General features: G+C 66.5%; 24 protein-coding genes. 16 read left to right on the plus strand and 8 right to left on the minus strand.

What is annotated here, in order from left to right:
* Positions 1-15: 15 nt before the first annotated feature.
* The 11 genes from hppD to SBA_RS05780 all read left to right on the plus strand — a co-directional run bounded on the left by hppD (position 16) and on the right by SBA_RS05780 (position 8,986).
* A complete protein-coding gene (gene hppD / locus SBA_RS05730) occupies positions 16-1,080 on the plus strand; it encodes a 4-hydroxyphenylpyruvate dioxygenase (RefSeq protein WP_261936188.1) in 1,065 nt (354 codons plus the stop codon).
* Positions 1,077-2,384 carry a homogentisate 1,2-dioxygenase gene (gene hmgA / locus SBA_RS05735; protein WP_261936189.1) on the plus strand — a complete coding sequence of 436 codons (1,308 nt, stop codon included), beginning with the start codon at positions 1,077-1,079 and terminating at the stop codon, positions 2,382-2,384. Before hppD ends, hmgA begins: the two co-directional genes overlap by 4 nt.
* On the plus strand, positions 2,384-3,685 hold the full coding sequence (fahA, locus tag SBA_RS05740; protein ID WP_261936190.1) for a fumarylacetoacetase: 1,302 nt from the start codon (positions 2,384-2,386) through the stop codon (positions 3,683-3,685). The genes hmgA and fahA overlap by 1 nt, the downstream gene beginning before the upstream one ends.
* A complete protein-coding gene (maiA, locus tag SBA_RS05745) occupies positions 3,682-4,326 on the plus strand; it encodes a maleylacetoacetate isomerase (protein WP_261936191.1) in 645 nt (214 codons plus the stop codon). The genes fahA and maiA overlap by 4 nt, the downstream gene beginning before the upstream one ends.
* Positions 4,323-4,682: a Rieske (2Fe-2S) protein gene (locus tag SBA_RS05750; protein WP_261936192.1), complete on the plus strand. Its 360-nt coding sequence runs from the start codon at positions 4,323-4,325 to the stop codon at positions 4,680-4,682. Before maiA ends, SBA_RS05750 begins: the two co-directional genes overlap by 4 nt.
* Positions 4,683-4,805: 123 nt before the next feature.
* Positions 4,806-5,012 carry a hypothetical protein gene (locus SBA_RS05755; RefSeq protein WP_261936193.1) on the plus strand — a complete coding sequence of 69 codons (207 nt, stop codon included), beginning with the start codon at positions 4,806-4,808 and terminating at the stop codon, positions 5,010-5,012.
* Between the two features lie 80 nt (positions 5,013-5,092).
* Complete coding sequence (locus SBA_RS05760) at positions 5,093-5,686, plus strand: nitroreductase family protein (RefSeq protein ID WP_261936194.1); 594 nt, start codon at positions 5,093-5,095, stop codon at positions 5,684-5,686.
* Positions 5,687-5,793: 107 nt separating this feature from the next.
* Entirely contained in the window at positions 5,794-6,372 is a 579-nt protein-coding gene (locus SBA_RS05765) for a LuxR C-terminal-related transcriptional regulator (protein ID WP_261936195.1), read from the plus strand.
* Positions 6,373-6,390: 18 nt separating this feature from the next.
* Entirely contained in the window at positions 6,391-7,068 is a 678-nt protein-coding gene (locus SBA_RS05770) for a DUF969 domain-containing protein (protein WP_224550516.1), read from the plus strand.
* On the plus strand, positions 7,065-8,000 hold the full coding sequence (locus tag SBA_RS05775) for a DUF979 domain-containing protein (RefSeq protein WP_224550454.1): 936 nt from the start codon (positions 7,065-7,067) through the stop codon (positions 7,998-8,000). The genes SBA_RS05770 and SBA_RS05775 overlap by 4 nt, the downstream gene beginning before the upstream one ends.
* Complete coding sequence (locus SBA_RS05780) at positions 7,997-8,986, plus strand: DUF2891 domain-containing protein (RefSeq protein WP_261936196.1); 990 nt, start codon at positions 7,997-7,999, stop codon at positions 8,984-8,986. Before SBA_RS05775 ends, SBA_RS05780 begins: the two co-directional genes overlap by 4 nt.
* A gap of 3 nt (positions 8,987-8,989) precedes the next feature.
* On the opposite strand, the gene SBA_RS05785 is transcribed toward SBA_RS05780, so the two are convergent.
* The 8 genes from SBA_RS05785 to SBA_RS05820 form a co-directional block, all read right to left on the minus strand.
* Complete coding sequence (locus tag SBA_RS05785) at positions 8,990-9,712, minus strand: winged helix-turn-helix domain-containing protein (RefSeq protein WP_261936197.1); 723 nt, start codon at positions 9,710-9,712, stop codon at positions 8,990-8,992.
* On the minus strand, positions 9,675-10,667 hold the full coding sequence (locus SBA_RS05790) for a sulfotransferase (protein ID WP_261936198.1): 993 nt from the start codon (positions 10,665-10,667) through the stop codon (positions 9,675-9,677). Before SBA_RS05790 ends, SBA_RS05785 begins: the two co-directional genes overlap by 38 nt.
* Positions 10,667-11,812, minus strand: a complete 1,146-nt coding sequence (locus SBA_RS05795; protein WP_261936199.1) for a glycosyltransferase family 4 protein — start codon at positions 11,810-11,812, stop codon at positions 10,667-10,669. Before SBA_RS05795 ends, SBA_RS05790 begins: the two co-directional genes overlap by 1 nt.
* Positions 11,805-13,037, minus strand: a complete 1,233-nt coding sequence (locus SBA_RS05800) for a glycosyl transferase (protein WP_261936200.1) — start codon at positions 13,035-13,037, stop codon at positions 11,805-11,807. The genes SBA_RS05795 and SBA_RS05800 overlap by 8 nt, the downstream gene beginning before the upstream one ends.
* A gap of 149 nt (positions 13,038-13,186) precedes the next feature.
* Complete coding sequence (dapD, locus tag SBA_RS05805; protein WP_261936201.1) at positions 13,187-14,026, minus strand: 2,3,4,5-tetrahydropyridine-2,6-dicarboxylate N-succinyltransferase; 840 nt, start codon at positions 14,024-14,026, stop codon at positions 13,187-13,189.
* Positions 14,023-14,694 (minus strand): pyrimidine 5'-nucleotidase, encoded by a 672-nt coding sequence (locus tag SBA_RS05810; RefSeq protein ID WP_261936202.1) that lies wholly within the window; start codon positions 14,692-14,694, stop codon positions 14,023-14,025. Before SBA_RS05810 ends, dapD begins: the two co-directional genes overlap by 4 nt.
* Positions 14,695-14,869: 175 nt before the next feature.
* Positions 14,870-15,745: an LOG family protein gene (locus SBA_RS05815; RefSeq protein ID WP_261936203.1), complete on the minus strand. Its 876-nt coding sequence runs from the start codon at positions 15,743-15,745 to the stop codon at positions 14,870-14,872.
* A gap of 76 nt (positions 15,746-15,821) precedes the next feature.
* Positions 15,822-16,514, minus strand: a complete 693-nt coding sequence (locus SBA_RS05820) for an extensin family protein (protein WP_261936204.1) — start codon at positions 16,512-16,514, stop codon at positions 15,822-15,824.
* Positions 16,515-16,672: 158 nt separating this feature from the next.
* Between SBA_RS05820 and SBA_RS05825 the strand changes: the two genes are divergently transcribed.
* The 5 genes from SBA_RS05825 (at position 16,673) to SBA_RS05845 (ending at position 22,428) form a co-directional block, all read left to right on the plus strand.
* Positions 16,673-17,836: a phosphoserine transaminase gene (locus SBA_RS05825; protein ID WP_261936205.1), complete on the plus strand. Its 1,164-nt coding sequence runs from the start codon at positions 16,673-16,675 to the stop codon at positions 17,834-17,836.
* 126 nt (positions 17,837-17,962) lie between these two features.
* A complete protein-coding gene (gene serA, locus SBA_RS05830; protein ID WP_224550465.1) occupies positions 17,963-19,543 on the plus strand; it encodes a phosphoglycerate dehydrogenase in 1,581 nt (526 codons plus the stop codon).
* Between the two features lie 142 nt (positions 19,544-19,685).
* Positions 19,686-20,816 (plus strand): ATP phosphoribosyltransferase regulatory subunit, encoded by a 1,131-nt coding sequence (locus tag SBA_RS05835; protein WP_261936206.1) that lies wholly within the window; start codon positions 19,686-19,688, stop codon positions 20,814-20,816.
* 134 nt (positions 20,817-20,950) lie between these two features.
* On the plus strand, positions 20,951-22,240 hold the full coding sequence (locus SBA_RS05840; RefSeq protein WP_261936207.1) for an adenylosuccinate synthase: 1,290 nt from the start codon (positions 20,951-20,953) through the stop codon (positions 22,238-22,240).
* Positions 22,241-22,245: 5 nt separating this feature from the next.
* Positions 22,246-22,428 carry a hypothetical protein gene (locus SBA_RS05845; RefSeq protein WP_088185239.1) on the plus strand — a complete coding sequence of 61 codons (183 nt, stop codon included), beginning with the start codon at positions 22,246-22,248 and terminating at the stop codon, positions 22,426-22,428.
* Positions 22,429-22,474: the final 46 nt, after the last annotated feature.

Below are 22,474 nucleotides of genomic sequence, written 5' to 3' on the forward strand. Positions count from 1 at the left end.
AGAGAGGATTTGCCCATGGCCACTCACGCCAGCCCTGCAGCGGAGCCTACGACCGACAATCCGCTCGGCCTCAACGGTTTCGAATTCGTCGAGTTCACCTCGCCCGATCCGGACGGCATGGCCGCGCAGTTCGAGCAGCTTGGCTTTACCGCGACGCATCGCCATCCGGTGAAGAACATCACCCGTTACAAGCAGGGTCGCATCAACCTGATGCTCAACCGCGACGATGCCGGTCGCGTCGCGGCGTTTCGGGGCGAGCATGGCGCATCCGCCAGCGCCATGGCGTTCCGCGTCAACGACCCGCAGGCGGCGATGCGCTGGGCGCTGGACCATGGCGCCAGGCGCACCGACGAGGATGACACCGTGATCCAGGGCATCGGCGGCTCCTACCTCTATTTCGTGGCGGACGATGCCGATCTCTATGCCGACTGGGCGGCGTTCCCCGGCTGGCGCGAAGCGGAAGCGCGAAACAATGTCGGCCTCGACCTGCTCGACCATCTGACCCACAATGTCCGGCGCGGCCAGATGCGGGTGTGGAGCGAATTCTACCGCACGCTGTTCAATTTCGAAGAGCAGAAATATTTCGATATCAAGGGACAGGCCACCGGCCTGTTCAGCCAGGCGATGATCGCGCCGGACAAGGCGATCCGTATTCCGCTGAACGAAAGCCAGGACGACAGGAGCCAGATCGAGGAGTTCATCCGCCAATATAATGGCGAGGGTATCCAGCATCTCGCGCTCACCACCGCCGATATCTACGACACGGTCGAGCGGCTGCGCGGGCGCGGCGTAACGTTGCAGGACACGATCGAAACCTATTATGAGCTGGTCGACAAACGGGTGCCCGGCCATGGCGAGGATCTGGAGCGGCTGCGCGCGAACCGTATCCTGATCGACGGCGATGTGGAGAGCGAGGGCATATTGCTGCAGATCTTCACCGAGAATATGTTCGGCCCGATCTTCTTCGAGATCATCCAGCGCAAGGGCAATGAGGGTTTCGGCAACGGCAATTTCCAGGCGCTGTTCGAAAGCATCGAGCTGGACCAGATCCGGCGCGGCGTCATCACGGTGGACGAATGACGGACCTGTTCCTGACCGGCTTTGGCAACCATCATGCGACCGAGGCGATTGCCGGCGCGCTGCCGGTCGGACGCAACTCGCCGCAGCGCGTGCCCTTTGGCCTTTACGCCGAGCAGTTTTCGGCGACCGCCTTCACCGCGCCGCGGCACGAAAACCGGCGTAGCTGGCTCTACCGTATGCGGCCGAGCGCCGGTCACGGCCCGTTCCTGGCCTATGATCGCGACAGCCTGCTGCGATCCGGTCCCTTTGCCGAAAGGCCCGCCTCGCCCAATCGCCTGCGCTGGAACCCGCTGGACATGCCGGTGGAACCCACGGATTTTGTCGATGGCCTGGTCACTTATGCCGGCAATGGAGATGTCGCGGCGGGGGTGGGTTGCGGCATCCATCTCTATGCCGCGAACCGGTCGATGGTCGATCGCGCCTTTTTTTGCGCCGATGGCGAACTGCTGATCGTGCCGCAGGTCGGTGCGTTGCGGATCGTGACGGAGATGGGCGTCCTGACCGTTGCGCCGTTGCAGATCGCGCTGATCCCGCGCGGCATCCGTTTCCGGGTGGAACTGCCGGGCGGGCCTGCGCGCGGCTATGTCTGCGAAAATTATGGTGCGCTGTTCCGCCTGCCGGACCTTGGCCCGATCGGGTCCAACGGCCTGGCCAATCCGCGCGATTTCGAAGCGCCGGTCGCGGCGTTCGAGGATGTCGAGCGGCCGACCCAGATCGTCCAGAAATTCGGCGGCAGGCTGTGGGCGACGACGATCGACCACAGTCCCTTAGATGTGGTCGCCTGGCACGGCACGGTCGCGCCCTATCGGTACGATCTGACGCGTTTCAACACGATCAACACGGTCAGCTACGACCATCCCGATCCGTCCATCTTCACCGTGCTGACATCGCCCAGCGACACGCCCGGCACGGCCAATATCGACTTCGTGATCTTTCCGCCGCGCTGGATGGTGGCGGAGGACACGTTCCGCCCGCCTTGGTTCCACCGCAACGTCATGAGCGAATATATGGGGCTGATCGAGGGCGAATATGACGCCAAGGCTGGCGGCTTCGCACCGGGCGGCGCCAGCCTGCACAATGCCATGTCCGGTCACGGGCCGGACGTGGCGAGCCATGACAAGGCGGTCGCCGCAGCGCTGGCGCCGCAGCGGATCGAGGGGACGATGGCCTTCATGTTCGAGAGCCGCCACATGATACGGCCGACCGCCTGGGCGATGGACACGCCGCTGCTGCAATCCGACTATGATGCCTGCTGGGCGGGCTTCCGCAAGGCGCAATTGCCGGTCGCAAAGGGGGATTCGTGATGGCGGACTGGTGGACGACCGACGCGACGCATGACCCGGCGCTGACCAGCTGGGTCGAAAGCGCGCAGGGCCATGCCGATTTCCCGATCCAGAATCTGCCGATCGGGCTGTTCTCCCCATCCGGTCTGGCGCCGCGCATCGGCGTCGCGATCGGCGACCGCATTCTCGACCTGCGGGCCTGCGCGGATGCGGGGTTGCTGCCCGACGATCTGGCGGCCGCCTGCCGCGGCAGCGTGGTGAACGACCTGCTCGGCTTGCCGGCCGACCGGCGGCGGGCGCTACGCCATGGCGTGAGCGGATTATTGTCCGATCCGGCGCATCGGTCAGCGGCGGCTTTTTTGCATGCCGCGGCGGACTGCACCCTGCACGTCCCCGCGCGGATCGGTGACTATACCGACTTCTATGTCGGCATCCATCACGCCAATAATGTCGGCCGCCAGTTCCGGCCCGACAATCCGCTGTTGCCCAATTATAAATATGTGCCGATCGGCTATCATGGTCGCGCCTCCTCGATCCGGGCATCGGGCGTGCCGCTGCGGCGACCGCTGGGCCAGCGCAAGCCGCCCGAGGCCGATGCGCCGGTCGTCGGGCCGACCACCCGCCTCGACTATGAGCTGGAGCTGGGCGTATGGATCGGGCCGGGCAATGCGCTCGGCACCCCCATTCCGATCGCGCAGGCCGCCGATCATGTCGCCGGCTTCTGCCTGCTCAACGACTGGTCCGCGCGCGATTTTCAGGCGTGGGAATATCAGCCGCTCGGCCCCTTCCTGGCCAAGAATTTCCAGTCGACCATCTCGCCGTGGATCGTCACAGCCGAGGCGATGGCGCCTTTCCGCATGGCCCAGCCCGCGCGGCCGCAGGGCGATCCGCAGCCGCTGCCCTATCTGCTGGACCCGGGCGATCAGGCGCATGGCGCGCTCGCCCTCACGCTGGAAGCCTGGCTGCTGACCGCGAGGATGCGGGAGGCGGGGGGGACGCCCGTTCGCCTCAGCCGCGGTCCTGCGACCAGCATGTACTGGACCGTGCAGCAGATCGTCGCCCATCATGCGTCCAATGGCTGCAACCTCAATCCGGGCGACCTGCTGGGGACGGGCACCATTTCCGCGCCCACAAGCGACGGTTTCGGCAGCCTGATGGAGCTGAGCATCGGCGGCAAGGAACCGATCACCCTGCCCAATGGCGAAACCCGCGCCTTCGTGGAGGATGGCGACGAGATCATCCTGCGCGCCCATGCGTCGGCGCCGGGGCGCGTGTCCATCGGTCTGGGCGAATGCCGGGCGATGGTGATGCCAGCGCCATGAGCGAGGTCGTCCTGCATGGCTATTGGCGATCGTCGGCTGCCTATCGCGTGCGGATCGCGCTCAACCTCAAGGGCGTCGCCTATGCGCAGGTCAATCACGACCTGCGCATAGGCGCCCAGCGCGACGACGCCTATCTGGCGATCGCGCCGCATGGACTGGTGCCCGCGTTGCAGGTCGGCGACACGGTGCTGATCGAAAGCCCGGCCATTCTCGAATGGATCGACGCCCGGTGGCCGGAACCGGCTTTGCTGCCGCAGGATGAGGACGACAGGGCGATCGTCCGGTCGATGGCGGCGCTGATCGCGTGCGACATTCATCCGCTCAACAATCTGCGCGTCCTCCGGGCGCTGAAGCAGGATTTCGGCGCGGATCAGGCGCAGATCGATGCCTGGAGCCATCGCTGGATCGGCGCGGGCTTCGCGGCTCTCGAACAGATGGTCGCGCGCCATGGGGCCGGCCATGCGTTCGGCGACGCGCCGACGCTGGCGGACTGTTATCTCGTGCCGCAGCTTTTCAACGCCCGGCGCTCCGGCGTCGACCTGATGCCTTATCCCGCGCTGGTGGCGGCCGGTGACAAGGCCGCCGCCTTGCCGCTCGTTGCCGCGGCGCATCCCGAGATGCAGCCGGACGCCGACGCATGAGCGAAGGGCGGGTGGCGGCGACGCCGGCGGGAGTCCGATTGTGCCCGCTCGATAGCCTGGAAGACGGCGCCGCCCGGAATTTCGTGTTGCAGATGCGCGCGGGCCGTTTCCACGGCTTCGTCGTGCGCGATGGCCATCATCTGTCGGGCTTTGTCGATCGCTGCCCTCATGCCGGCCTGCCGCTGGCGCAAAAGCTGGACGACTATCTGACACCCGATGGACGCTTCATCGCCTGTAGTTGGCACGGCGCGTTGTTCGACAAGCAGGATGGCCGGTGCGTCGGCGGTCCCTGCGTCGGCCAGTCGCTCGGCGCGTGGCCGGTGGCGCTGGTCGAAGACTGGGTGGTCACGGCCTGATGGCGCGGCCTATGCCATGTGGATCAGGGCGGACCGCCGCGCCGGATATCCGGCAAAATTTTCTGTCGTCCGAACGAGCATTGCTTGTAGGACGCTTCTCTATAAGATCGATAGATAAGCCGCATGAGTCGGCGCGGAGTGTCTATGCAGGACGGACAGGAGCAGGATGGTTACGGCCCCGAGGGCCTGTTCGGGCGCTGGCGCGCGCGGCTGGCGCAGGCCTTGTTGCGCGAACCGTCCGTCGTGTTGATCGAGCGGGACGCCGACGCGCTGTTTCCCTTTACCCTCCCGGACGAGGCTTGCCTGCCGCCGCGCGAAACGGTGAATTGACGGAACGATCATTTCGCTATCGCGAAACATAGCCTAGATCGGGCACCTCATTCCCATCGCCCCATTTTTCAGGAGATAGCATGGCCACTAATCCCCGCGCCGTCACGCGCGCCGTCGACAGCCTGTTTCTGGAGCGCTGGTCGCCCCGCGCCTTCGATTCCTCGGCGATTCCGCAAGAGGATCTGGACACGATCTTCGATGCTGCGCGCTGGGCGCCGTCGGCGTTCAACTATCAGCCCTGGCGCTTCCTCTATGCGCACCGTGACGGCGCCGACTGGTCGCGCTTCCTGGACGTGCTGCTGCCCTTCAACCAAGGCTGGGTGCAGAATGCTGGCGCGATCGTCTTCATCCTGTCCGATACGCTGATGGCGGCGCCGGGGTCCGACGATTTCAAGCCGTCGCACAGCCACAGCTTCGACGCGGGCGCGGCCTGGGCGTTGCTGGCGCTGCAGGCGACGCGGCTGGGCTATCACACCCACGGCATGACGGGCGTCGATTTCGACAAGGCGCGCGCCGAACTGGCGGTGCCCGAACGCTTTCGTATCGAAGCGGCGGTCGCGATCGGCCGGCAGGGCGACAAGGCGATACTGCCCGAAGCATTGCAGGCGCGTGAAGCGCCCAGCGACCGCAAGCCGGTCGAAGCCTTCGCCCATGCGGGCAGTTTCGCGGGCTGATCTCCGATGGTGCTCCCCCGCCTTGCGGTGGGGGGGCGATCTGGGGCAGGATGGCCAAGGGCGTCGCAGCGGCGGCGCGTCTTCGCCACCACGAGTGCCTGTCGTTCATGTCCCTGTCCGAAATGATCGCCGGAAGCGCCGTCGCCGCGGTCCTCACCAATCCCCGACTGCCCGATAATCCGATCGTCGCGTGCAACGACGCCTTCGTGGCGCTGACCGGATACCGGCAGGCGGAAGTCGTCGGGCGCAATTGCCGTTTCCTGTCCGGCGCGCATACGGAGGCGGCGGGGATCGACGCCATCCGCGCCGCGCTGCGTGACTGGCGGCCGGTGCTGGTCGAACTGCTCAATTATCGCAAGGACGGTACACCGTTCCGCAATGCGGTGATGATCGCGCCGATTTTCGGAACGGACGGGGCGCCGGACTATTTTCTCGGTTCCCAGATGGTGGTCGAGGATGCGGCGACGCAGCGGGCGGACGACGCCGCCGCGCTGATCGCCACGTTGACCGAGCGCCAGCGCGCGGTGCTGGTCGGCATGGCGCAAGGCCGCCTCAACAAGCAGATCGCCTATGATCTGGGCCTGACCGAACGCACAGTGAAGATGCACCGTGCGGCGATGCTGCGCGCGCTGAACGTGCGCACCGCGGCGGAGGGCATCAGGCTGGCGATCGAGGCGGGGCTTTAGCATGGCGGGGGCGCATCGCTGATGGTGCTGCTGGGCATTGCGATCATCGTGGCGGGATTCCTGCTGCGCTTCCATCCGCTGCTGGTGATCCTGGCGTCGGCGATCGTCACCGGGCTGGCCGCGGGGCTCGATCCGCTGGCGATCCTCGCTGCCTTCGGCAAGGCGTTCAACGAGGCGCGTTATGTCAGCATCATCTGGATCGTGCTGCCGGTCGTCGGCCTGCTGGAGGCGCATGGGTTGCAGGAACGGGCGCGCGGCCTGATCGCGACGATGCGCGGGGCGACGGTCGGGCGCTTCCTGACCTTCTACCTGATCCTGCGGCAGATGCTGGCTGCGGTCGGGCTGACGTCGGTCGCCGGGCATCCGCAGACGGTGCGTCCGCTGGTCGCGCCGATCGCCGAGGCGGCAGCCGAAACGCAGGCGGGCGAGCTGGACGAGGATGCGCGCGAAGAGATCAAGGCTTGGGCCGCGGCGACCGACAATGTCGGGCTGTTCTTCGGCGAGGATATCTTTTTGGCCATCGGATCGATCCTGCTGATCAAGGGGCTGCTGGAGCAATATGGCATCAGCCTGGAGCCGTTCCAGCTATCGGTCTGGGCGATCCCGACCGCGATCGCCGCGCTGCTGATCCATGGTTTTCGCCTGTGGCGGCTCGACAAGCGGCTGGCGCGCATCCGGGCGGAGCGCGCGCCATGATCACGCTGCACTGGGTTTATGCGCTGGCGGGCGCGGTGTTCGCCGCCTTCGCGCTGCTGGGCGTGGCGGACCGCGGCAACCCGCGCCGCTGGACGACGGCCGCCTTCTGGGCCTTGCTCGCGACATCCATGTGGGCGGGTGATGCGCTGGGCGACCTGGGCAATGGCGTACTGGTGCTGGGCCTGGTCGCGCTGGGTGCGCTGGGGCTGGGCCGGGGCGACGGCGGCGTGCCGGCGGAGGTGCGGCAGGCGCGGGCCGATCGCTTCGGCAACCGGCTGTTCGCCATCGCGCTCATCATTCCGGTGACGGCGCTGGCCGGCACCTTCCTGTTCAAGGCCGCGCCCGGCTGGTTCGACCCGAAGCAGGCGACGCTGATCGCGCTGGCGCTGGGCGTGCTGATCGCGATGACGGCGGGGTGCCTGTGGCTGCGCGCCGGAGCGAGCGTGCCGTTGCAGCAGGGGCGGCGGCTGATGGATTGTGTCGGCTGGGCCGCGATCCTGCCGCAGATGCTGGCCAGCCTGGGCGCGGTGTTCGCGCTGGCGGGGGTGGGCGATGTCGTGGGCGCCATCGTACAACAGGCGATCCCGCAGGGCAGCCTGATCGGCGCGGTGATCGCCTATGGCCTCGGCATGGCTCTGTTCACCATGGTCATGGGCAACGCCTTCGCCGCCTTTCCTGTGATGACGGCGGCGATCGGTATTCCGCTCTTGATCCGCACCTATCATGGTGACCCCGCCATCGTGTGCGCCATCGGGATGCTGGCGGGCTTCTGCGGCACCCTGCTGACGCCGATGGCAGCCAATTTCAACCTGGTCCCGGCCGCCCTGCTGGAACTGAAGGACAAGCATGGCGTCATCAAGCGGCAGGTCGGCACCGCCGTCCCGCTGCTGATCGTCAACATCGCGCTCATCTACTGGCTGGCTTTCCCATGACGCTTCTGACGCCCGATATCGCGAACCTTTTCGCCGCGCTGACCCTGTCGCATCTGGGGCGGCGCTATCCCTACAAGATGGACCTGGTGCTGGGCGGGCCGGAGGATGCACGCCCGCCGGAGGATCATCACCCGATCTTCCACGGCAGTTTCGACTGGCATAGCTGCGTCCATGGCTGGTGGCAGGTGATGCGGCTGATGCGCCTCTTCCCCGACATGGCGCAGGCCGGCGAAATCCGGGCGCGGGCCGACGCAATGCTGGTGCCGGACAAGGTGGCGGGCGAACTCGCCTATCTGCACCGGCCCTTGAGCGCCGGGTTCGAGCGGCCCTATGGCTGGGCCTGGGCGCTGGCGCTGGATGCCGAACTGGCGCGGCACGATGCGCCCTGGGCGGCGGCCTTCGCCCCGCTGGCGGACGCCTTCGCGGCGCGGTTCCACGCTTTCCTGCCCAAGCTGACCTATCCGCTGCGGGTCGGCACCCATTTCAACATCGCCTTTGCGCTCACCCTGACGCTGGACTGGGCGCAGACGCGCGATCCGGCGCTGGTCTCGCTGATCCGCGACAAGGCGATCGGCTGGTTCGGGCGGGACCGGGGGTGCCAGGCGTGGGAGCCGGGCGGTGACGAATTTCTCTCGCCCGCTCTATGCGAAGCGCTGTTGATGAGCCGGCTGCTGGACCGCGCGGCCTTTGCCGACTGGTTCCACGCTTTCCTGCCCGATCTGGCAGGGGGCGAACCGGCGACCTTGTTCACGCCGGCCAGCGTGTCGGATCGCAGCGACGGCAAGATCGCGCATCTCGACGGCCTGAATTTGAGCCGTAGCTGGTGCTGGCGCGCGATCGCCGCTGCGCTGGGGCCGGACGATGCAGTCGCCACCTTGGCGCGCGACGCCGCGCAGGTCCATGTCGCCGCCAGCCTGCCCCATGTCGCGGGCGACTATATGGGCGAACATTGGCTCGCCACCTTCGCCCTGCTGGCGCTGGAGTAAGCGCTAGTTCGTGACCGAATGGACGAACATATAGCCTTCGTTGCGAATGGTGCGGATGACCGGGCCTTTGAGGCCGCAGGCGGACAGCTTGCGACGCAGGCGGCAGAGCTGGACGTCGATCGACCGGTCATAATGGTCGGCGGTCGCGCCATGGACACGGTCGAGCAGGCGGCTGCGGTCCAGGACCTGGCGCGGATGTTCGACGAAGACGCGCAGCAGCTGAAATTCGCCGTCGGAAAGGGACACGGCCGCTCCTTTCGGATCGAATAGCTGGCCGGTGGTCATGTCCACGCGCCAGCCTTCGAACGAGGCGAAGCCGCGCGCGGCGGGGGCGTCCGCGCGCGCGCCCGGCGCCATCCGGCCGCGTAGCGCGGCGCGGATGCGGGCCAGTAGTTCGCGCGGGTTGGCGGGCTTGCACAGGCAATCCTCCGCGCCCAGCTCCAGCGCGGCGATCCGGTCCGCTTCGCCGCAGGCGGCGCTATGGACGATGACCGGCAGGCGGCGCTCGATCGCCAGTTCGCGCAGCAGCGCCGCCCCCTGTTCCGGGGCGATGGCGGGGTCGAGCACCACCAGCGCATAATCATGCTGCGCCAGCGCCGTGCGCATCTGCAATGGCGATTCGGCGCACTCTACGATCAGGCCGTAGCGGGCGAAATTGTCAGCCAGCTGGGCGAACTGGGCGCTGTCGTTATCGACGATGAGAAGGCGACTGTGCGAGATCGTCATGCCCGCAAGGACGCTGCCGCCAGCGCAAAACCGTCCCGTCTCGCTTGTCCATGCGCGCCTGCCATTGCAGCCGCGCCGTCAGCAGGCGTTCGCCCGCAGCGTAATGGGCGCGTAGCTGGCTGGCCAGCGCGTCGTCGAGCAGGTCGCGCGTCGCCAGCGGGCGGCCGAACCGGCCGGACGCGTTGGCGCGGCGCAGCAGGCGACGGCTGACGCCGTACCAGCCGGGGATATCGATCAGCCAGCTCTTGTCGGCGACGGCGCGGCGGGTGAAGAGGTTCATCGCCCGCGCCAGCCAGAGCAGCGGGCGGCTGAGCGAAGGATTGCGCGCGCTCCAGTCGATATAAGCGAGGTCGACGTCCAGCCCGAAGCGCGCGGCATAAGCGGCGGCGAAGCCGCGCAGGTCGGCGCGGAAATCCTCATAACGAAAGACATGGACCTGGTCCGGCCCGAACAGGGCGTCATAATGGGCGATCAGGCGGATCGTGTCGAAATGGTCGAGGCGGAAGCCCGGCGCCTCGTCGCGTTCAGGCGCCACCGGGCTGAGCGAATCGCGGCCGAACAGATAGCGACGCAGGCCGAAGGTGCCGCCGCCCTTCACATATTGCAGCCAGGCCGACACGATCGCCGACAGCGGATCGCGCACGAAGATGACGATCTGCGCGTCGGGCAGGGTACGGCGGATGCGATCGGCGACATCCTTGCTGAGGTTGCCGGCCAGGCCGCCATTATGCAGCCCGCCGGTCAGATTTTCCTCGCACAGGATCATATCGTCAGGCGCGTCGCCCAGCCGTCGCCGCGCCGCCGCCGGATCGAAATGCAGCGCCCCCGCGTCGAGGAAGGCGGCGCGCACGGTCGCGCGCGGAATATAGCGGCGGTTGCGGATGGCGGGGTAGAAGCTGTCCTGGAACCAGGTCGTGCCGGTCTTGTGATAGCCGATATGGACGATCGCGGCCATCAGGCGGCCTTCGCGAGGGTTGCAGACATGGCCACATCCGCATCGCCTTCGCCCAGGCACAGGCGGCAATGCCGGTCCCATGAGAGGCTATCCGCCGCCCAGGCCCGCGCCCTGTCGCCGATGCGGCGGCACAAGGCCGGGTCGGCGACCAGCAGGTCGAGCGCGGTGCGGATCGCGTCGATCGACTGGCCATCGACGATGAAGCCGGTCACGCCGTCGCGGACGAATTCGGCCGGGCCGCCATCGCGCCCGACGATGCATACCAGCCCCTGCGCCATGGCGTCGGCGACCGACAGGCCGAAGCCCTCGATCTCCGCGCCGTCCTCCATCGTAATCTGCGGGTGGAGGAAGATGTCGGCGGCGGCATAGGCGTCGGCCAGGTCGGCGGTCGACACATAGCCGGCCATGGTGACCACGCCGTCGAGGTCGCAATGGCGGATCGTCTCGCGCACCCGTACCGAATCGATGCCGCGGCCGACGATGACATGGCGCAGATGCGCGCCGCCCTGGACGCAGCCGGCGACGGCCCGCACGGCGGCGGCGATATTCTTGCGCGCGACGAGCCGGCAGACGGTGAGCAGTTGCGCGCCGCCCGCGCCCCGCGCGAAGGCGGTAGGCGCGCGCTCGGCCGGCATGATCACGCCGTTCCAGGCGGTGAAGGTGCGGTCTGTCAGATGCGGCAGGCGATCGAGCAGCAGCGCACGCGTCACGTCGCTGACCGCGACGATCCGCCGCGCACGGCGCAGCGCCAGTCGCAACAGCAGCAGCGCGATTCCGCGTGGCCGCCCGACCTCCCGGCCATGGACGGTGACGACCAGCGGACGCGGGAAGAGCAGGGCGGGCAGCGCCGCGCGCCAGGTGCAGGCATGGATCAGCGCCGGGCGATCGCCGCCCAGCCAGGCGCCCAGCATCGCCCGGAACAGTCGCGCATAGACCACCAGCATGGCCGCCGCGCCGACGTCGATCAGATCGACGCCATCCTGTCGCACCCGGCCCGGGCCGGCGGAGGATTTGGCGAAGACGGTGACGCGGCGACCCTGCGCGGCATAGGCGCGGGCGACTTCGCGCGCATAGGTCTGCACACCGCCCTCATCGGGGGCATAGACGCGGGCGACGAGCCAGAGCGATGGGGGCGCTTCAGACATGGGCGACCCGCTCCAGCCGTGGGAGGCCATCTAGGGCGGGGCGCGCCGCCGACTGGCTGCGCGCGAGATAATGGGTGAGCGCGCGCGCCGCCCGGACGCTGGCGGTGTCGCCAAGAGCGTCGAATGTGCGGGCGACGCCCTGCTGCTGCGCCTCCACATAGGCTGTATGGCTGGCGATGGCGTCGGCCGCCGCATCGGCGATGCCCTGCGCCGACTCCAGCACCGGGCCATAGCGCCAATGGCCATAGCTGCGGTCCTCCTGCCAGTCGGCGCGATGGCCGTTCAGGAACAGGCAGGGGCGGGGGCGGGCGAGATATTCGTAGATCTGGCTGGAGACGTCGCCCAGATAGAGCGAGGCCATATGGACATAGCGCATGTCGATGCTGGCCCGGCTGCCCAGGTCGATATGGACATGGGGCAGGCGCGCGAGGTCGGCGAGGCGGCGCTTCATCGCGGCGCGGCGTCGCCGATTGTCGAACAGGCGGATGTGCGGCGCGACGATCAGGTTGAACCGGTCGTCCTGCGCGAACTGGCGGATGACATCCTCCCCCATGGCCGGCCAGGAGGAGAGGCGGGGCGAGAAATGCGGATTGTAGAGAATGACCGGCCGGTCCTGTGCGAACAGGCGCTGGCGGTCGCTTTTGGGACCGGTCAGGTCGAACTTGCTGTAGCCGGTGATGGCGTAATGGCCTTCGCGGATCAGCCCTTCGTCCAGCATCCGCCGCCGCTGCTTTTCGCCCGCCAGCAGGACGAAGTCGAACCGGGCGATGCGCCGGTCATAGCCGACCGCCCGGTCGCCCGCGCCGTGACAGGTATGGATGAAGCGGGTGCGCGACAGGCCCAGCCGCTTGAGCAGCAGCGATGTGCGTTCGGGCACGACGATCGCGTCATAATCGGCAAGCTTGCCCCGTGCGGCGAGCAGGACGGCCAGTTTGGGCGGGGTCGTCCCGCCGGTCAGCCCGGCCAGCGCGTCCAGCCAGCGCCCGCCGCACCGCAGGAAGCGGAGCGCCCCGGCCCCGCGGGTGGCGGCGATGTCGCGCGCCAGCGCCAGATGGTCGTCGGTCGCGGCCATGACGTCCACGGCGAAGGCGGGGTCGCGCGACAGTGCGATCGCGACCGGCAGGGCGTGGAATAGCTGGTGGATTTGCGCGTTGAAGAAGAAGCACAGCCGTTGTGGCGGGGCCAACGCCGCAGCATCGCTCCGGTCGAACCAGTCGCGTCCCATGATAAACTCCATTCGATCAGACCCGAATGGAGGGATGGCGGACTTTTATCGCGGAGGAATTTCAGCATGCGTCAGGGCGTGGACGGCTTGCAACATTCGCGCGACGTAACGGCCGGGCAGCGTCATGAACGCCGGCCGGCCGATAGGGTTTAGTCGCGCAGCAGCTCGTTGATGCCGGTCTTGGACCGGGTCTGGGCATCCACGCGCTTGACGATCACGGCGCAATAGAGGCTGGGGCCGGGCGTGCCGTCGGGCAACGGCTTGCCGGGGAGCGAGCCGGGGACGATCACCGAATAGGGCGGCACTTCGCCCATGAAGACCTCCCCGGTGGCGCGGTCGATGATCTTGGTCGACTGGCCGATGAACACGCCCATCGACAGGACCGACCCCTTGCCGATACGCACGCCTTCGACCACTTCGGATCGCGCGCCGATGAAACAGTCATCCTCGATGATGACCGGATCGGCCTGGAGCGGCTCCAGCACGCCGCCGATGCCGACGCCGCCCGACAGATGGACATTCTTGCCGATCTGCGCGCAGCTTCCCACAGTGACCCAGGCGTCGACCATCGTGCCTTCATCGACGAAGGCGCCGATATTGACGAAGCTGGGCATCAGGATCGCGTTCTTCGCGATATGCGCGCCGGCGCGGGCGAAGGCGCCGGGGACCGCGCGGAAACCGGCGGCGCGGAACTCCGCCTCGCCCCAGCCCGCGAACTTGCTGGGTACCTTGTCCCACCAGAAACCGCTGCCCGGGCCGTTGTCGATCAGCGCATTATCGTTGAGGCGGAAGGACAGCAGCACCGCTTTCTTGAGCCACTGGTTGACCTGCCAGCCATCGGCGGTCGGCTCGGCGACGCGGCCCTTGCCGCTGTCGAGCAGGGCGAGCGCTTCATTGACCGCATCGCGCACCGCGCCCTGCGTGGTCAGGCTGACATTGGCGCGGTCGTCCCACGCGGCGTCGATAGTGGCTTGCAGGTCTTGGCTCATGGATGCTCCCCAATGATGGCGGCCAGAAATGGCGTCAGATGGTCGGTTTCATAATCGATGAAATCGGGATGATGGTCGTGATTGCCCGCTTCCGAGCCATTATTGACCCAGATGGTGGTCATGCCGATCGCCTTGGCGGGCTTGAGGTTGCGGGCCATATCCTCGAAAAAGGCGGCGCGGGTCGGATCGACGCCATGGACGCGGCACAGCGTGGCATAGCCCGACGGATCGGGCTTGGGCACATATTGGCAAGCATGGACGTCGTGAATCAGTTCGAACGCGTCGCCCAGGCCCAGCCGGTCCAGCACCCGCCGCGCATAGGCGGCGTCGCCATTGGTGAAGATCAGGCGGCGGCCGGGCAGGGCGACGATATGGGCGTTGAGCGCCGGGTCTACCTCCAGCCGGTCCATCGATATGTCGTGGACATAGTCGAGATAGGCGTGCGGTTCGATGCCATGATGATGCATCAGGCCCGCCAGCGTGGTGCCATGCTCCATGAAATAACGCTTCTGCGTTTCCCGTGCGATCGCCGGGTCGCAACCGAGCAGCCCCTGGATAAATTCGCCCATCTTCACGTCGATCAGCGCGAACAGGTCCGCCTTCGCCGGGTAGAGCGTATTGTCCAGATCGAAGATCCAGCTATCGATATGGGCCATATCCGCGCGCATGGCCGCGCCCTAGTCCGGTGCGGGGGGAAGGGCAAGGCCTCTAACCCTTCTCCCCATACGCCCTTATCGTCATCGCCGCGCAGGCGGGGATTCATCTCCCACCCTGTAATCCCGCCGCAAGGTCTGGAGATGCATTCCCGCCTTCGCGGGAATGCCGAGCCTATATCCTATCCTCTCAACATCCCAGCGCTTCGCTGTCCTGATAGAAAGCCTGCACCGCATCCCACGCATCCTCCGCCGTCTCCACCCAGGTCAGCAGATTGAGGTCGCTGTGCGAAATCACGCCCTCATCCGCCAGTGCCTCGAAATCGACGACGCGGTTCCAGAAATCCTTGCCGAACAGCAGGATCGGGATCGGTTTCATCTTGCCGGTCTGGATCAGGGTCAGCAGCTCGAACATCTCGTCGAACGTGCCGAAGCCGCCGGGGAAGACCGCCAGGGCGCGGGCGCGCAGCAGGAAATGCATCTTGCGCAGCGCGAAATAGTGGAACTGGAAGCTCAGCTCCGGGGTCACGAAGCGGTTGGGCGCCTGTTCGTGCGGCAGGACGATGTTCATGCCGATCGTGGTCTGGCCGGCATCCTGCGCACCGCGATTGGCGGCTTCCATGATCGAGGGGCCGCCGCCCGAGCAAACGACGAAATGGCGGCATCCCGCCGCGTTCACCGGATATTGCGCGGCGATCCGGGCCAGACGGCGCGCTTCCTCATAATAGCGCGCCTTGGCGCCCAGATTCTCCGCGACCCGCTTTTGCTCCGGCGTCGTCGCGGCGTCGATCCGCGCCTGGACCTGATCCGGTTCGGGGATGCGCGCCGAACCGTAGAAGACGAAGGTCGATTCGATTTTCGCTTCGTCCATCAGCAATTGGGGTTTCAGCAGCTCGAGCTGGAAGCGCACCGGGCGCAGATCTTCGCGCAGCAGGAATTCGGTATCCTGGAAGGCCAGCTTGTAGGCCGCGCTCTGGGTCTGGGGCGTGTCGAGCTGCTTCCTGGCGTCATGGGCCTCTTCGCGGGCCGGACGGAATTTGCGTTCTTCGATTTCTTTTTTCGTCATTTGCACCAACTTAGTGTGCCGCAATGACAAATCCAAGTCTGCTTGGTTCGGACGGAATGCTCGACCCCATAATCCGTTAGCGGCAAAAGCCGCCGCGGCCGCCCATGTCAAAATGGAAATGGTCATGATGGGCGGCGTTGTAGTCGGGGCTAAGGACGGTGTTGAACCGCTTGCAGGCGCTGGCGTGGACCAGTTGCAGGAACTGGCGGGTCTGTCTGTCGCCGTCCCAGTCCTTCTGGATGCTGATGCGCCGCCCGTCGGACAGGACGAAGGCGGATACGTCGATCGCATTGCTGTGCGCATGTTCGGACAATTTGCCGCTGCCCGCGATCGGCCGGCAATTATAGGTGCCGAACGTCTCGATCTTCTCGATCTCCGCGCCGAAGATCACGCGCGCGGCGGGTTGCACGCCATAGCGCGCCCAGGCGGCGAAATTGGCGGCCAGATTGCACGTCATCGCGCCCAAATTGGTGGCGGGCACGCCGATGTCGATCAGCTTCACGCTGTTCACCGCGCTGCATCCGCCCCCGAAATTCCGGTCGGGCAGGGGAGTGAAAGCGACCGCCTGCGATTGCAGTTTCGCGAAACATTGGCGCGTTTCCAACGCCGGTTGTGCGGGCGCACGCACCGGCTGGGACGGGGGCGTCGGCGTGCGCGCCACCCGACCGCGCGGCACCAGGTCGCCGCTACATCCGCTCAATCCCAGCGCCAACAGCGCGGCCAGCGCGACGCCGTGCGCCGTCCCTATCCTTTTCGCCCACTCGCTCATGAGTCGGGATGCTAACAGGCAGAATCTTTACGAAGGTTAACGCCGCATTCGCTTCGTCCGATTTTCCTATGCCGCTTGACACTCCAGCCGAAATCTCTAGTGCCGCCGACGGGCCACGCGGTCCCAACGCCGCGCTGCTCTCTGTAAGGAGACGCTACATGACTGATCTGACTGCCGTTGACGCCACCCTTGCGCCTGCCGCAAAGCCCGCAACCCGTCCGGCCCGCCCCTTTTTCTCTTCCGGTCCCTGCGCCAAGCCTCCGGGCTGGGATGCTGCCAAGCTGGCGACCGAGTCGCTCGGCCGTTCGCACCGCGCCAAGATCGGCAAGACCCGCCTCGCCTACAGCATCGACCTGATGCGCGAGCTGCTCAATCTGCCCGACACCCACCGCATCGGTATCGTCCCCGGTTCCGACACTGGCGCCTTCGAAATGGCGATGTGGACGATGCTGGGCGCCCGCCCCGTCACCACGCTGGCCTGGGAAAGCTTCGGCGAAGGCTGGGTGACGGACGCCGCCAAGCAGCTCAAGCTCGACCCCACCGTCATCCGCGCCGACTATGGCCAGTTGCCTGACCTGACGCAGGTCGATTTCAGCAATGACGTGCTGTTCACCTGGAACGGCACCACCTCGGGCGTGCGCGTGCCGAATGCCGACTGGATTCCGGCCGACCGCGAGGGCCTGACCTTCGCCGACGCGACCAGCGCGGTGTTCGCCTATGACATCGATTGGGCGAAGATCGACGTCGCCACCTTCTCCTGGCAGAAGGTGCTGGGCGGTGAGGGCGGCCATGGCGTGCTGATTCTCGGCCCCCGTGCCGTCGAGCGCCTTGAAACCCACGCTCCCGCCTGGCCGCTGCCCAAGGTGTTCCGCCTGATGGCGATGGGCAAGCTGGCCGAAGGCGTGTTCAAGGGCGAAACCATCAACACGCCGTCCATGCTGGCGGTCGAAGACGCGATTTTCGCGCTGGAATGGGGCAAGTCGCTGGGCGGTTCGGCCGGTCTGATCGCGCGCAGCGACGCCAATGCGGCGGCGCTCAGCAAGATCGTCGCGGAGCGCGACTGGCTCGGCCATCTCGCCGTCGACGAAGCGTCGCGGTCGAAGACCAGCGTCTGCCTGACCGTCGAAGGCGCCGACGAAGCCTTCATCAAGGCCTTCGCCGCCCTCCTCGAAAAGGAAGGCGCCGCCTATGACATCGCCGGTTATCGCGATGCCCCGGCCGGCCTGCGCATCTGGTGCGGCGCAACCGTAGAAACGGCGGATATCGAGGCGCTCGGCCCATGGCTCGACTGGGCCTACGCCCAGACCAAGGCTGCCGCTTAACTTCTATTTTTACCGTCATTCCCGCGAAGGCGGGAATCCATCTCCGGTCCTATCGACATAGGCAATGTCGGGAGATGGATCCCCGCCTTCGCGGGGATGACGGATATATTTCCAAAGGAAACACACATGCCCAAAGTCCTTATTTCCGACAAGATGGACCCCCGCGCAGCCGCGATCTTCCGTGAGCGCGGCGTGGAAGTCGACGAGATCACCGGCAAGACGCCGGAAGAGCTGATCGCCATCATCGGCGACTATGACGGACTCGCCATCCGCAGCTCGACCAAGGTGACGAAGGCGATCCTCGACGCCGCCACCAACCTCAAGGTCATCGGCCGCGCCGGCATCGGCGTCGACAATGTCGACATCCCCTATGCCTCGGCCAAGGGCGTGATCGTCATGAACACGCCGTTCGGCAACTCCATCACCACCGCCGAACATGCCATCGCGCTGATGTTCGCACTGGCCCGCCAGTTGCCAGAGGCCAATGCCCAGACGCAGCAGGGCCTGTGGCCCAAGAACGGTTTCATGGGCGTGGAAGTCACCGGCAAGACGCTGGGCCTGATCGGCGCGGGCAATATCGGGTCGATCGTCGCCAGCCGCGCGCTGGGCCTCAAGATGAAGGTCGTCGCCTTCGATCCGTTCCTGACGCCCGAACGCGCCATCGAAATGGGCGTGGAAAAGGCCGATCTCGACACGCTGCTGGCCAAGGCCGACTTCATCACGCTGCACACGCCGCTGACCGACCAGACCCGCAACATCCTGAGCAAGGACAATCTCGCCAAGACCAAGAAGGGCGTGCGTATCATCAACTGCGCGCGCGGCGGGCTGATCGACGAAGCCGCGCTCAAGGAGGCGATGGATTCGGGCCATGTCGCGGGCGCCGCGCTCGACGTGTTCGTGCAGGAACCGGCGAAGGAATCGCCTTTGTTCGGCACGCCCAACTTCATCTGCACCCCGCATCTGGGCGCGTCGACCGACGAAGCGCAGGTCAATGTGGCGCTCCAGGTCGCCGATCAGCTCTCCGACTATCTGCTCGACGGCGGCATCACCAATGCCCTCAACGTGCCGTCGCTGTCGGCCGAGGAAGCGCCCAAGCTCAAGCCCTATATGGCGATCGCGGAGAAGCTGGGCAGCCTCGTGGGCCAGTTGGAAGGCGACCAGATCACCGGCGTCGCAGTGGAGGTGGAAGGCCATGCGGCCGAACTGAACCAGAAGCCGATCACCGCCGCCGTGCTGGCGGGCCTGATGCGCGTCTATTCGGACACGGTGAACATGGTCAACGCGCCCTTCCTGGCGAAGGAGCGCGGCCTGGACGTCCGTGAGGTCCGCCACGACCGCGAAGGCGATTACCAGACGCTGGTGCGCGTCACCGTGACCACCGAAAATGGCGAGCGCTCGGTCGCGGGCACGCTGTTCGGCCACGCCCAGCCGCGCCTGGTCGAACTGTTCGGCATCAAGGTGGAGGCCGATCTCGACGGCACCATGCTCTACATCGTCAATCAGGACGCGCCGGGCTTCATCGGTCGACTGGGCAGCAAGCTGGGCGAATCGGACGTCAATATCGGCACTTTCCACCTTGGCCGTCGCAACCAGGGCGGCGAAGCCGTGCTGCTGCTGTCGGTCGACGGCACCGTCACCGAACCGCTGCGCTGGGAAATCTGCAACCTGACCGGCGTGAAGCAGGTGAAGCTGCTGCGCTTTGCCTGATCTAAGTCGGAACGGAAACCGTTCGGTTCGGGCAGCTTCGAGCGAAGTCGAGAAGCGTCGTCGAGAACAGGTCTCGACAAGCTCGAACCGAACAGCGGATGGGGATGGCCTAGCCCAAAATTTCCGCTAAAGGGCCTGTCCCATGACCACCATCCCGCCAAGCCTCCTCCCCGAGGGCCTGTCCGATCGCCTGCCGCCGCAGGCCGAAGCCTCCGCGCGGCTGGCGCGCCGCGTGCTCGATACGGTCGCGACCCATGGCTATGAGCGCGTCATGCCGCCGCTCGCCGAGTTCGAGGACACGCTGACCCAGCGTCTCAAGTCCATGCGCGCGCAGGATCTGGTCCGCGCCGTCGATCCGGTGTCGCAGCGTAGCCTGGCGTTCCGCCCGGACATGACCGCGCAGGTCGGCCGCATCGCCGCCACCCGGCTGCGCGCCGCGCCGCGCCCGTTGCGCCTCTCCTATGCCGGGCCGGTGATCCGCCAGAAGGCCAGCCAGCTCCGCCCTGAGCGCGAAAAGATGCAGCTTGGCGCCGAACTGATCGGCAGCGACAGCGCCGCCGCCGCGGTGGAGATCGTTAATATCGCGATCGAGGCGCTGACCGCCGCGGGCGTCACCGGCATCACCATCGACTTCACCTTGCCCGACCTGATCGATGCATTGGCCGCCGGCCCGCTGCCGCTCGATCCGCAGGAGATCGAGGCGGTTCGCGCCGAACTGGATGCCAAGGACGCCGGCGCGTTGGCTGCGATCAGCCCCGCGGCCGCCGCCTATCTGCCGCTCATCGAAGCGACCGGGCCTTTCCATGCCGCTATGGAGCGACTGGAGGCGTTCAGCGCACAATTGGGCGGCGCGATCGACAGCCGCATCGCCGGCCTGCGCGCGATCGCCAAGCCGATCGGCTGGGACATCACGCTGACGCTCGACCCCACCGAACGGCATGGTTTCGAATTTCAGAACTGGTTCGGCTTCTCGATCTTCGCCGAAGGATTCATCGGCGAGATCGGTCGCGGCGGCAGCTACGCCATCGCCCGCGCCGACGGGGCGGACGAACCGGCCATGGGCTTCTCCCTCTATCCCGACCCGCTGATCGACGCGGGCTTCGGCGGCGAAAGCCCTAAGCGGCTGTTCCTGCCGCTCGGCCATGACGCCACGCGCGCGACAGACCTGCGCGCGCAAGGCTGGCATACCGTCGCCGCCTTGTCCGGGGACGAGGATGGCGCGGCGCAACGCTGCTCGCACTGGCTGGACGGAACAGGCCCGCGCGCCTACTGACTTGACTTCGCCGGGGCAGCGCGGCTAACGCGCGCCCCGAACAGGGCGTGACATGCGCCCGCTTGATCCCACCGGCATGCCGAGTCCCGTCGAAGGGCATGGCCGGTCCGCGCGGCGGGCGGAGGACTGTATCTGTGGCAAATGTAACCGTGATCGGCGCTCAGTGGGGCGACGAAGGCAAGGGCAAGATCGTCGACTGGCTGTCGGAGCGCGCCGATGTCGTCGCCCGTTTCCAGGGCGGCCATAATGCCGGTCACACGCTGGTCGTGGGCGAGAAGGTCTACAAGCTCTCGCTGCTGCCGTCGGGCATCGTGCGCGGCACGCTGTCGGTCATCGGCAACGGCGTGGTGCTGGACCCCTGGCACTTCCGCGATGAAGTCGCGAAGCTGAAGGGGCAGGGGGTCGAAATCAATCCCGACAATCTCCAGATCGCGGAAACCTGCCCGCTGATCCTGCCCTTCCACCGCGACCTTGATGGTCTGCGCGAAGACGCATCGGGCGCGGGCAAGATCGGCACCACTCGCCGCGGCATCGGCCCGGCCTATGAGGACAAGGTCGGCCGCCGCGCCATCCGCGTTTGCGACCTCGCCCATCTCGACGATCTGGACCTTCAGATCGATCGTCTGACCGCCCATCACGACGCGCTGCGCGCCGGTTTCGGCGAAGCGCCGATCGACCGCGTCCAGTTGATGGCCGATCTCACCGAAATCGCCGATTTCATCCTGCCCTTCGTCAAGCCGGTCTGGCTGACGCTGAACAAGGCGAAGGCAGAGGGCAAGCGCATCCTGTTCGAAGGTGCGCAGGGCACGCTGCTCGACATCGATCACGGCACCTATCCCTTCGTCACCTCGTCCAACACGGTGGCGGGCACGGCGGCCAGCGGCACCGGCCTTGGCCCCAATGCGGCCGGTTTCGTGCTGGGCATCGTGAAGGCCTACACCACCCGCGTCGGCTCCGGCCCGTTCCCGACCGAACTGGAAGACGCCACCGGTCAGCGGCTGGGCGAGCGCGGCCATGAATTTGGGACCGTCACCGGCCGCAAGCGCCGCTGCGGCTGGTTCGACGCCGTGCTGGTGCGCCAGTCGATCGCCGTGTCGGGCGTCACCGGCATCGCGCTGACGAAGCTGGACGTGCTGGACGGCTTCGACACGCTGAAAATCTGCGTCGGTTACAAGATTGGCGACCAGACCTTCGATTACCTGCCCGCCCATGCGCAGGATCAGGCAAAGGCCCAGCCCATCTACGAGGATATCGAAGGCTGGCAGGACACCACGGCGGGCGCGCGAAGCTGGGCCGAACTGCCCGCGCAGGCGATCAAATATATCCGCCGGATCGAGGAACTGATCGGCTGCCCGGTCACGCTCGTGTCCACTTCGCCAGAACGCGACGACACGATCCTCGTCCGCGATCCCTTCGCGGATTAAGGGACATGGCCGAGCAACGCTTCGAACGCCACAAGCAGGCCTGGACCCAGGACGAGATTCAGAAGCTGCACACGCTGGCGAAGAAGGGCATGGGCCTTAAAGCCATCGCCAAGGCGCTGACCCGCACCGAGGAATCGGTCAAGGCCCGTGCCAAGGAAGACAGCCTGAACATCGCCAAGCTGCGGTGAAAACCATCCGTTCGTTTCGAGCGAAGTCGAGAAACGAATAGCATGA

Origin of the sequence: Sphingomonas bisphenolicum (assembly GCF_024349785.1) — a bacterium.
GTDB classification, from domain to species: Bacteria; Pseudomonadota; Alphaproteobacteria; order Sphingomonadales; family Sphingomonadaceae; genus Sphingobium; species Sphingobium bisphenolicum.

Coding starts and splice junctions, on each gene's coding strand:
- hppD (WP_261936188.1), top strand. CDS start 16: ATGGCCACTCACGCCAGCCCTGCAGCGGAGCCTACGACCGACAATCCG.
- hmgA (WP_261936189.1), top strand. CDS start 1,077: ATGACGGACCTGTTCCTGACCGGCTTTGGCAACCATCATGCGACCGAG.
- fahA (WP_261936190.1), top strand. CDS start 2,384: ATGGCGGACTGGTGGACGACCGACGCGACGCATGACCCGGCGCTGACC.
- maiA (WP_261936191.1), top strand. CDS start 3,682: ATGAGCGAGGTCGTCCTGCATGGCTATTGGCGATCGTCGGCTGCCTAT.
- SBA_RS05750 (WP_261936192.1), top strand. CDS start 4,323: ATGAGCGAAGGGCGGGTGGCGGCGACGCCGGCGGGAGTCCGATTGTGC.
- SBA_RS05755 (WP_261936193.1), top strand. CDS start 4,806: ATGAGTCGGCGCGGAGTGTCTATGCAGGACGGACAGGAGCAGGATGGT.
- SBA_RS05760 (WP_261936194.1), top strand. CDS start 5,093: ATGGCCACTAATCCCCGCGCCGTCACGCGCGCCGTCGACAGCCTGTTT.
- SBA_RS05765 (WP_261936195.1), top strand. CDS start 5,794: ATGTCCCTGTCCGAAATGATCGCCGGAAGCGCCGTCGCCGCGGTCCTC.
- SBA_RS05775 (WP_224550454.1), top strand. CDS start 7,065: ATGATCACGCTGCACTGGGTTTATGCGCTGGCGGGCGCGGTGTTCGCC.
- SBA_RS05780 (WP_261936196.1), top strand. CDS start 7,997: ATGACGCTTCTGACGCCCGATATCGCGAACCTTTTCGCCGCGCTGACC.
- SBA_RS05785 (WP_261936197.1), bottom strand. CDS start 9,712: ATGACGATCTCGCACAGTCGCCTTCTCATCGTCGATAACGACAGCGCC.
- SBA_RS05790 (WP_261936198.1), bottom strand. CDS start 10,667: ATGGCCGCGATCGTCCATATCGGCTATCACAAGACCGGCACGACCTGG.
- SBA_RS05795 (WP_261936199.1), bottom strand. CDS start 11,812: ATGTCTGAAGCGCCCCCATCGCTCTGGCTCGTCGCCCGCGTCTATGCC.
- SBA_RS05800 (WP_261936200.1), bottom strand. CDS start 13,037: ATGGGACGCGACTGGTTCGACCGGAGCGATGCTGCGGCGTTGGCCCCG.
- dapD (WP_261936201.1), bottom strand. CDS start 14,026: ATGAGCCAAGACCTGCAAGCCACTATCGACGCCGCGTGGGACGACCGC.
- SBA_RS05810 (WP_261936202.1), bottom strand. CDS start 14,694: ATGCGCGCGGATATGGCCCATATCGATAGCTGGATCTTCGATCTGGAC.
- SBA_RS05815 (WP_261936203.1), bottom strand. CDS start 15,745: ATGACGAAAAAAGAAATCGAAGAACGCAAATTCCGTCCGGCCCGCGAA.
- SBA_RS05820 (WP_261936204.1), bottom strand. CDS start 16,514: ATGAGCGAGTGGGCGAAAAGGATAGGGACGGCGCACGGCGTCGCGCTG.
- SBA_RS05825 (WP_261936205.1), top strand. CDS start 16,673: ATGACTGATCTGACTGCCGTTGACGCCACCCTTGCGCCTGCCGCAAAG.
- serA (WP_224550465.1), top strand. CDS start 17,963: ATGCCCAAAGTCCTTATTTCCGACAAGATGGACCCCCGCGCAGCCGCG.
- SBA_RS05835 (WP_261936206.1), top strand. CDS start 19,686: ATGACCACCATCCCGCCAAGCCTCCTCCCCGAGGGCCTGTCCGATCGC.
- SBA_RS05845 (WP_088185239.1), top strand. CDS start 22,246: ATGGCCGAGCAACGCTTCGAACGCCACAAGCAGGCCTGGACCCAGGAC.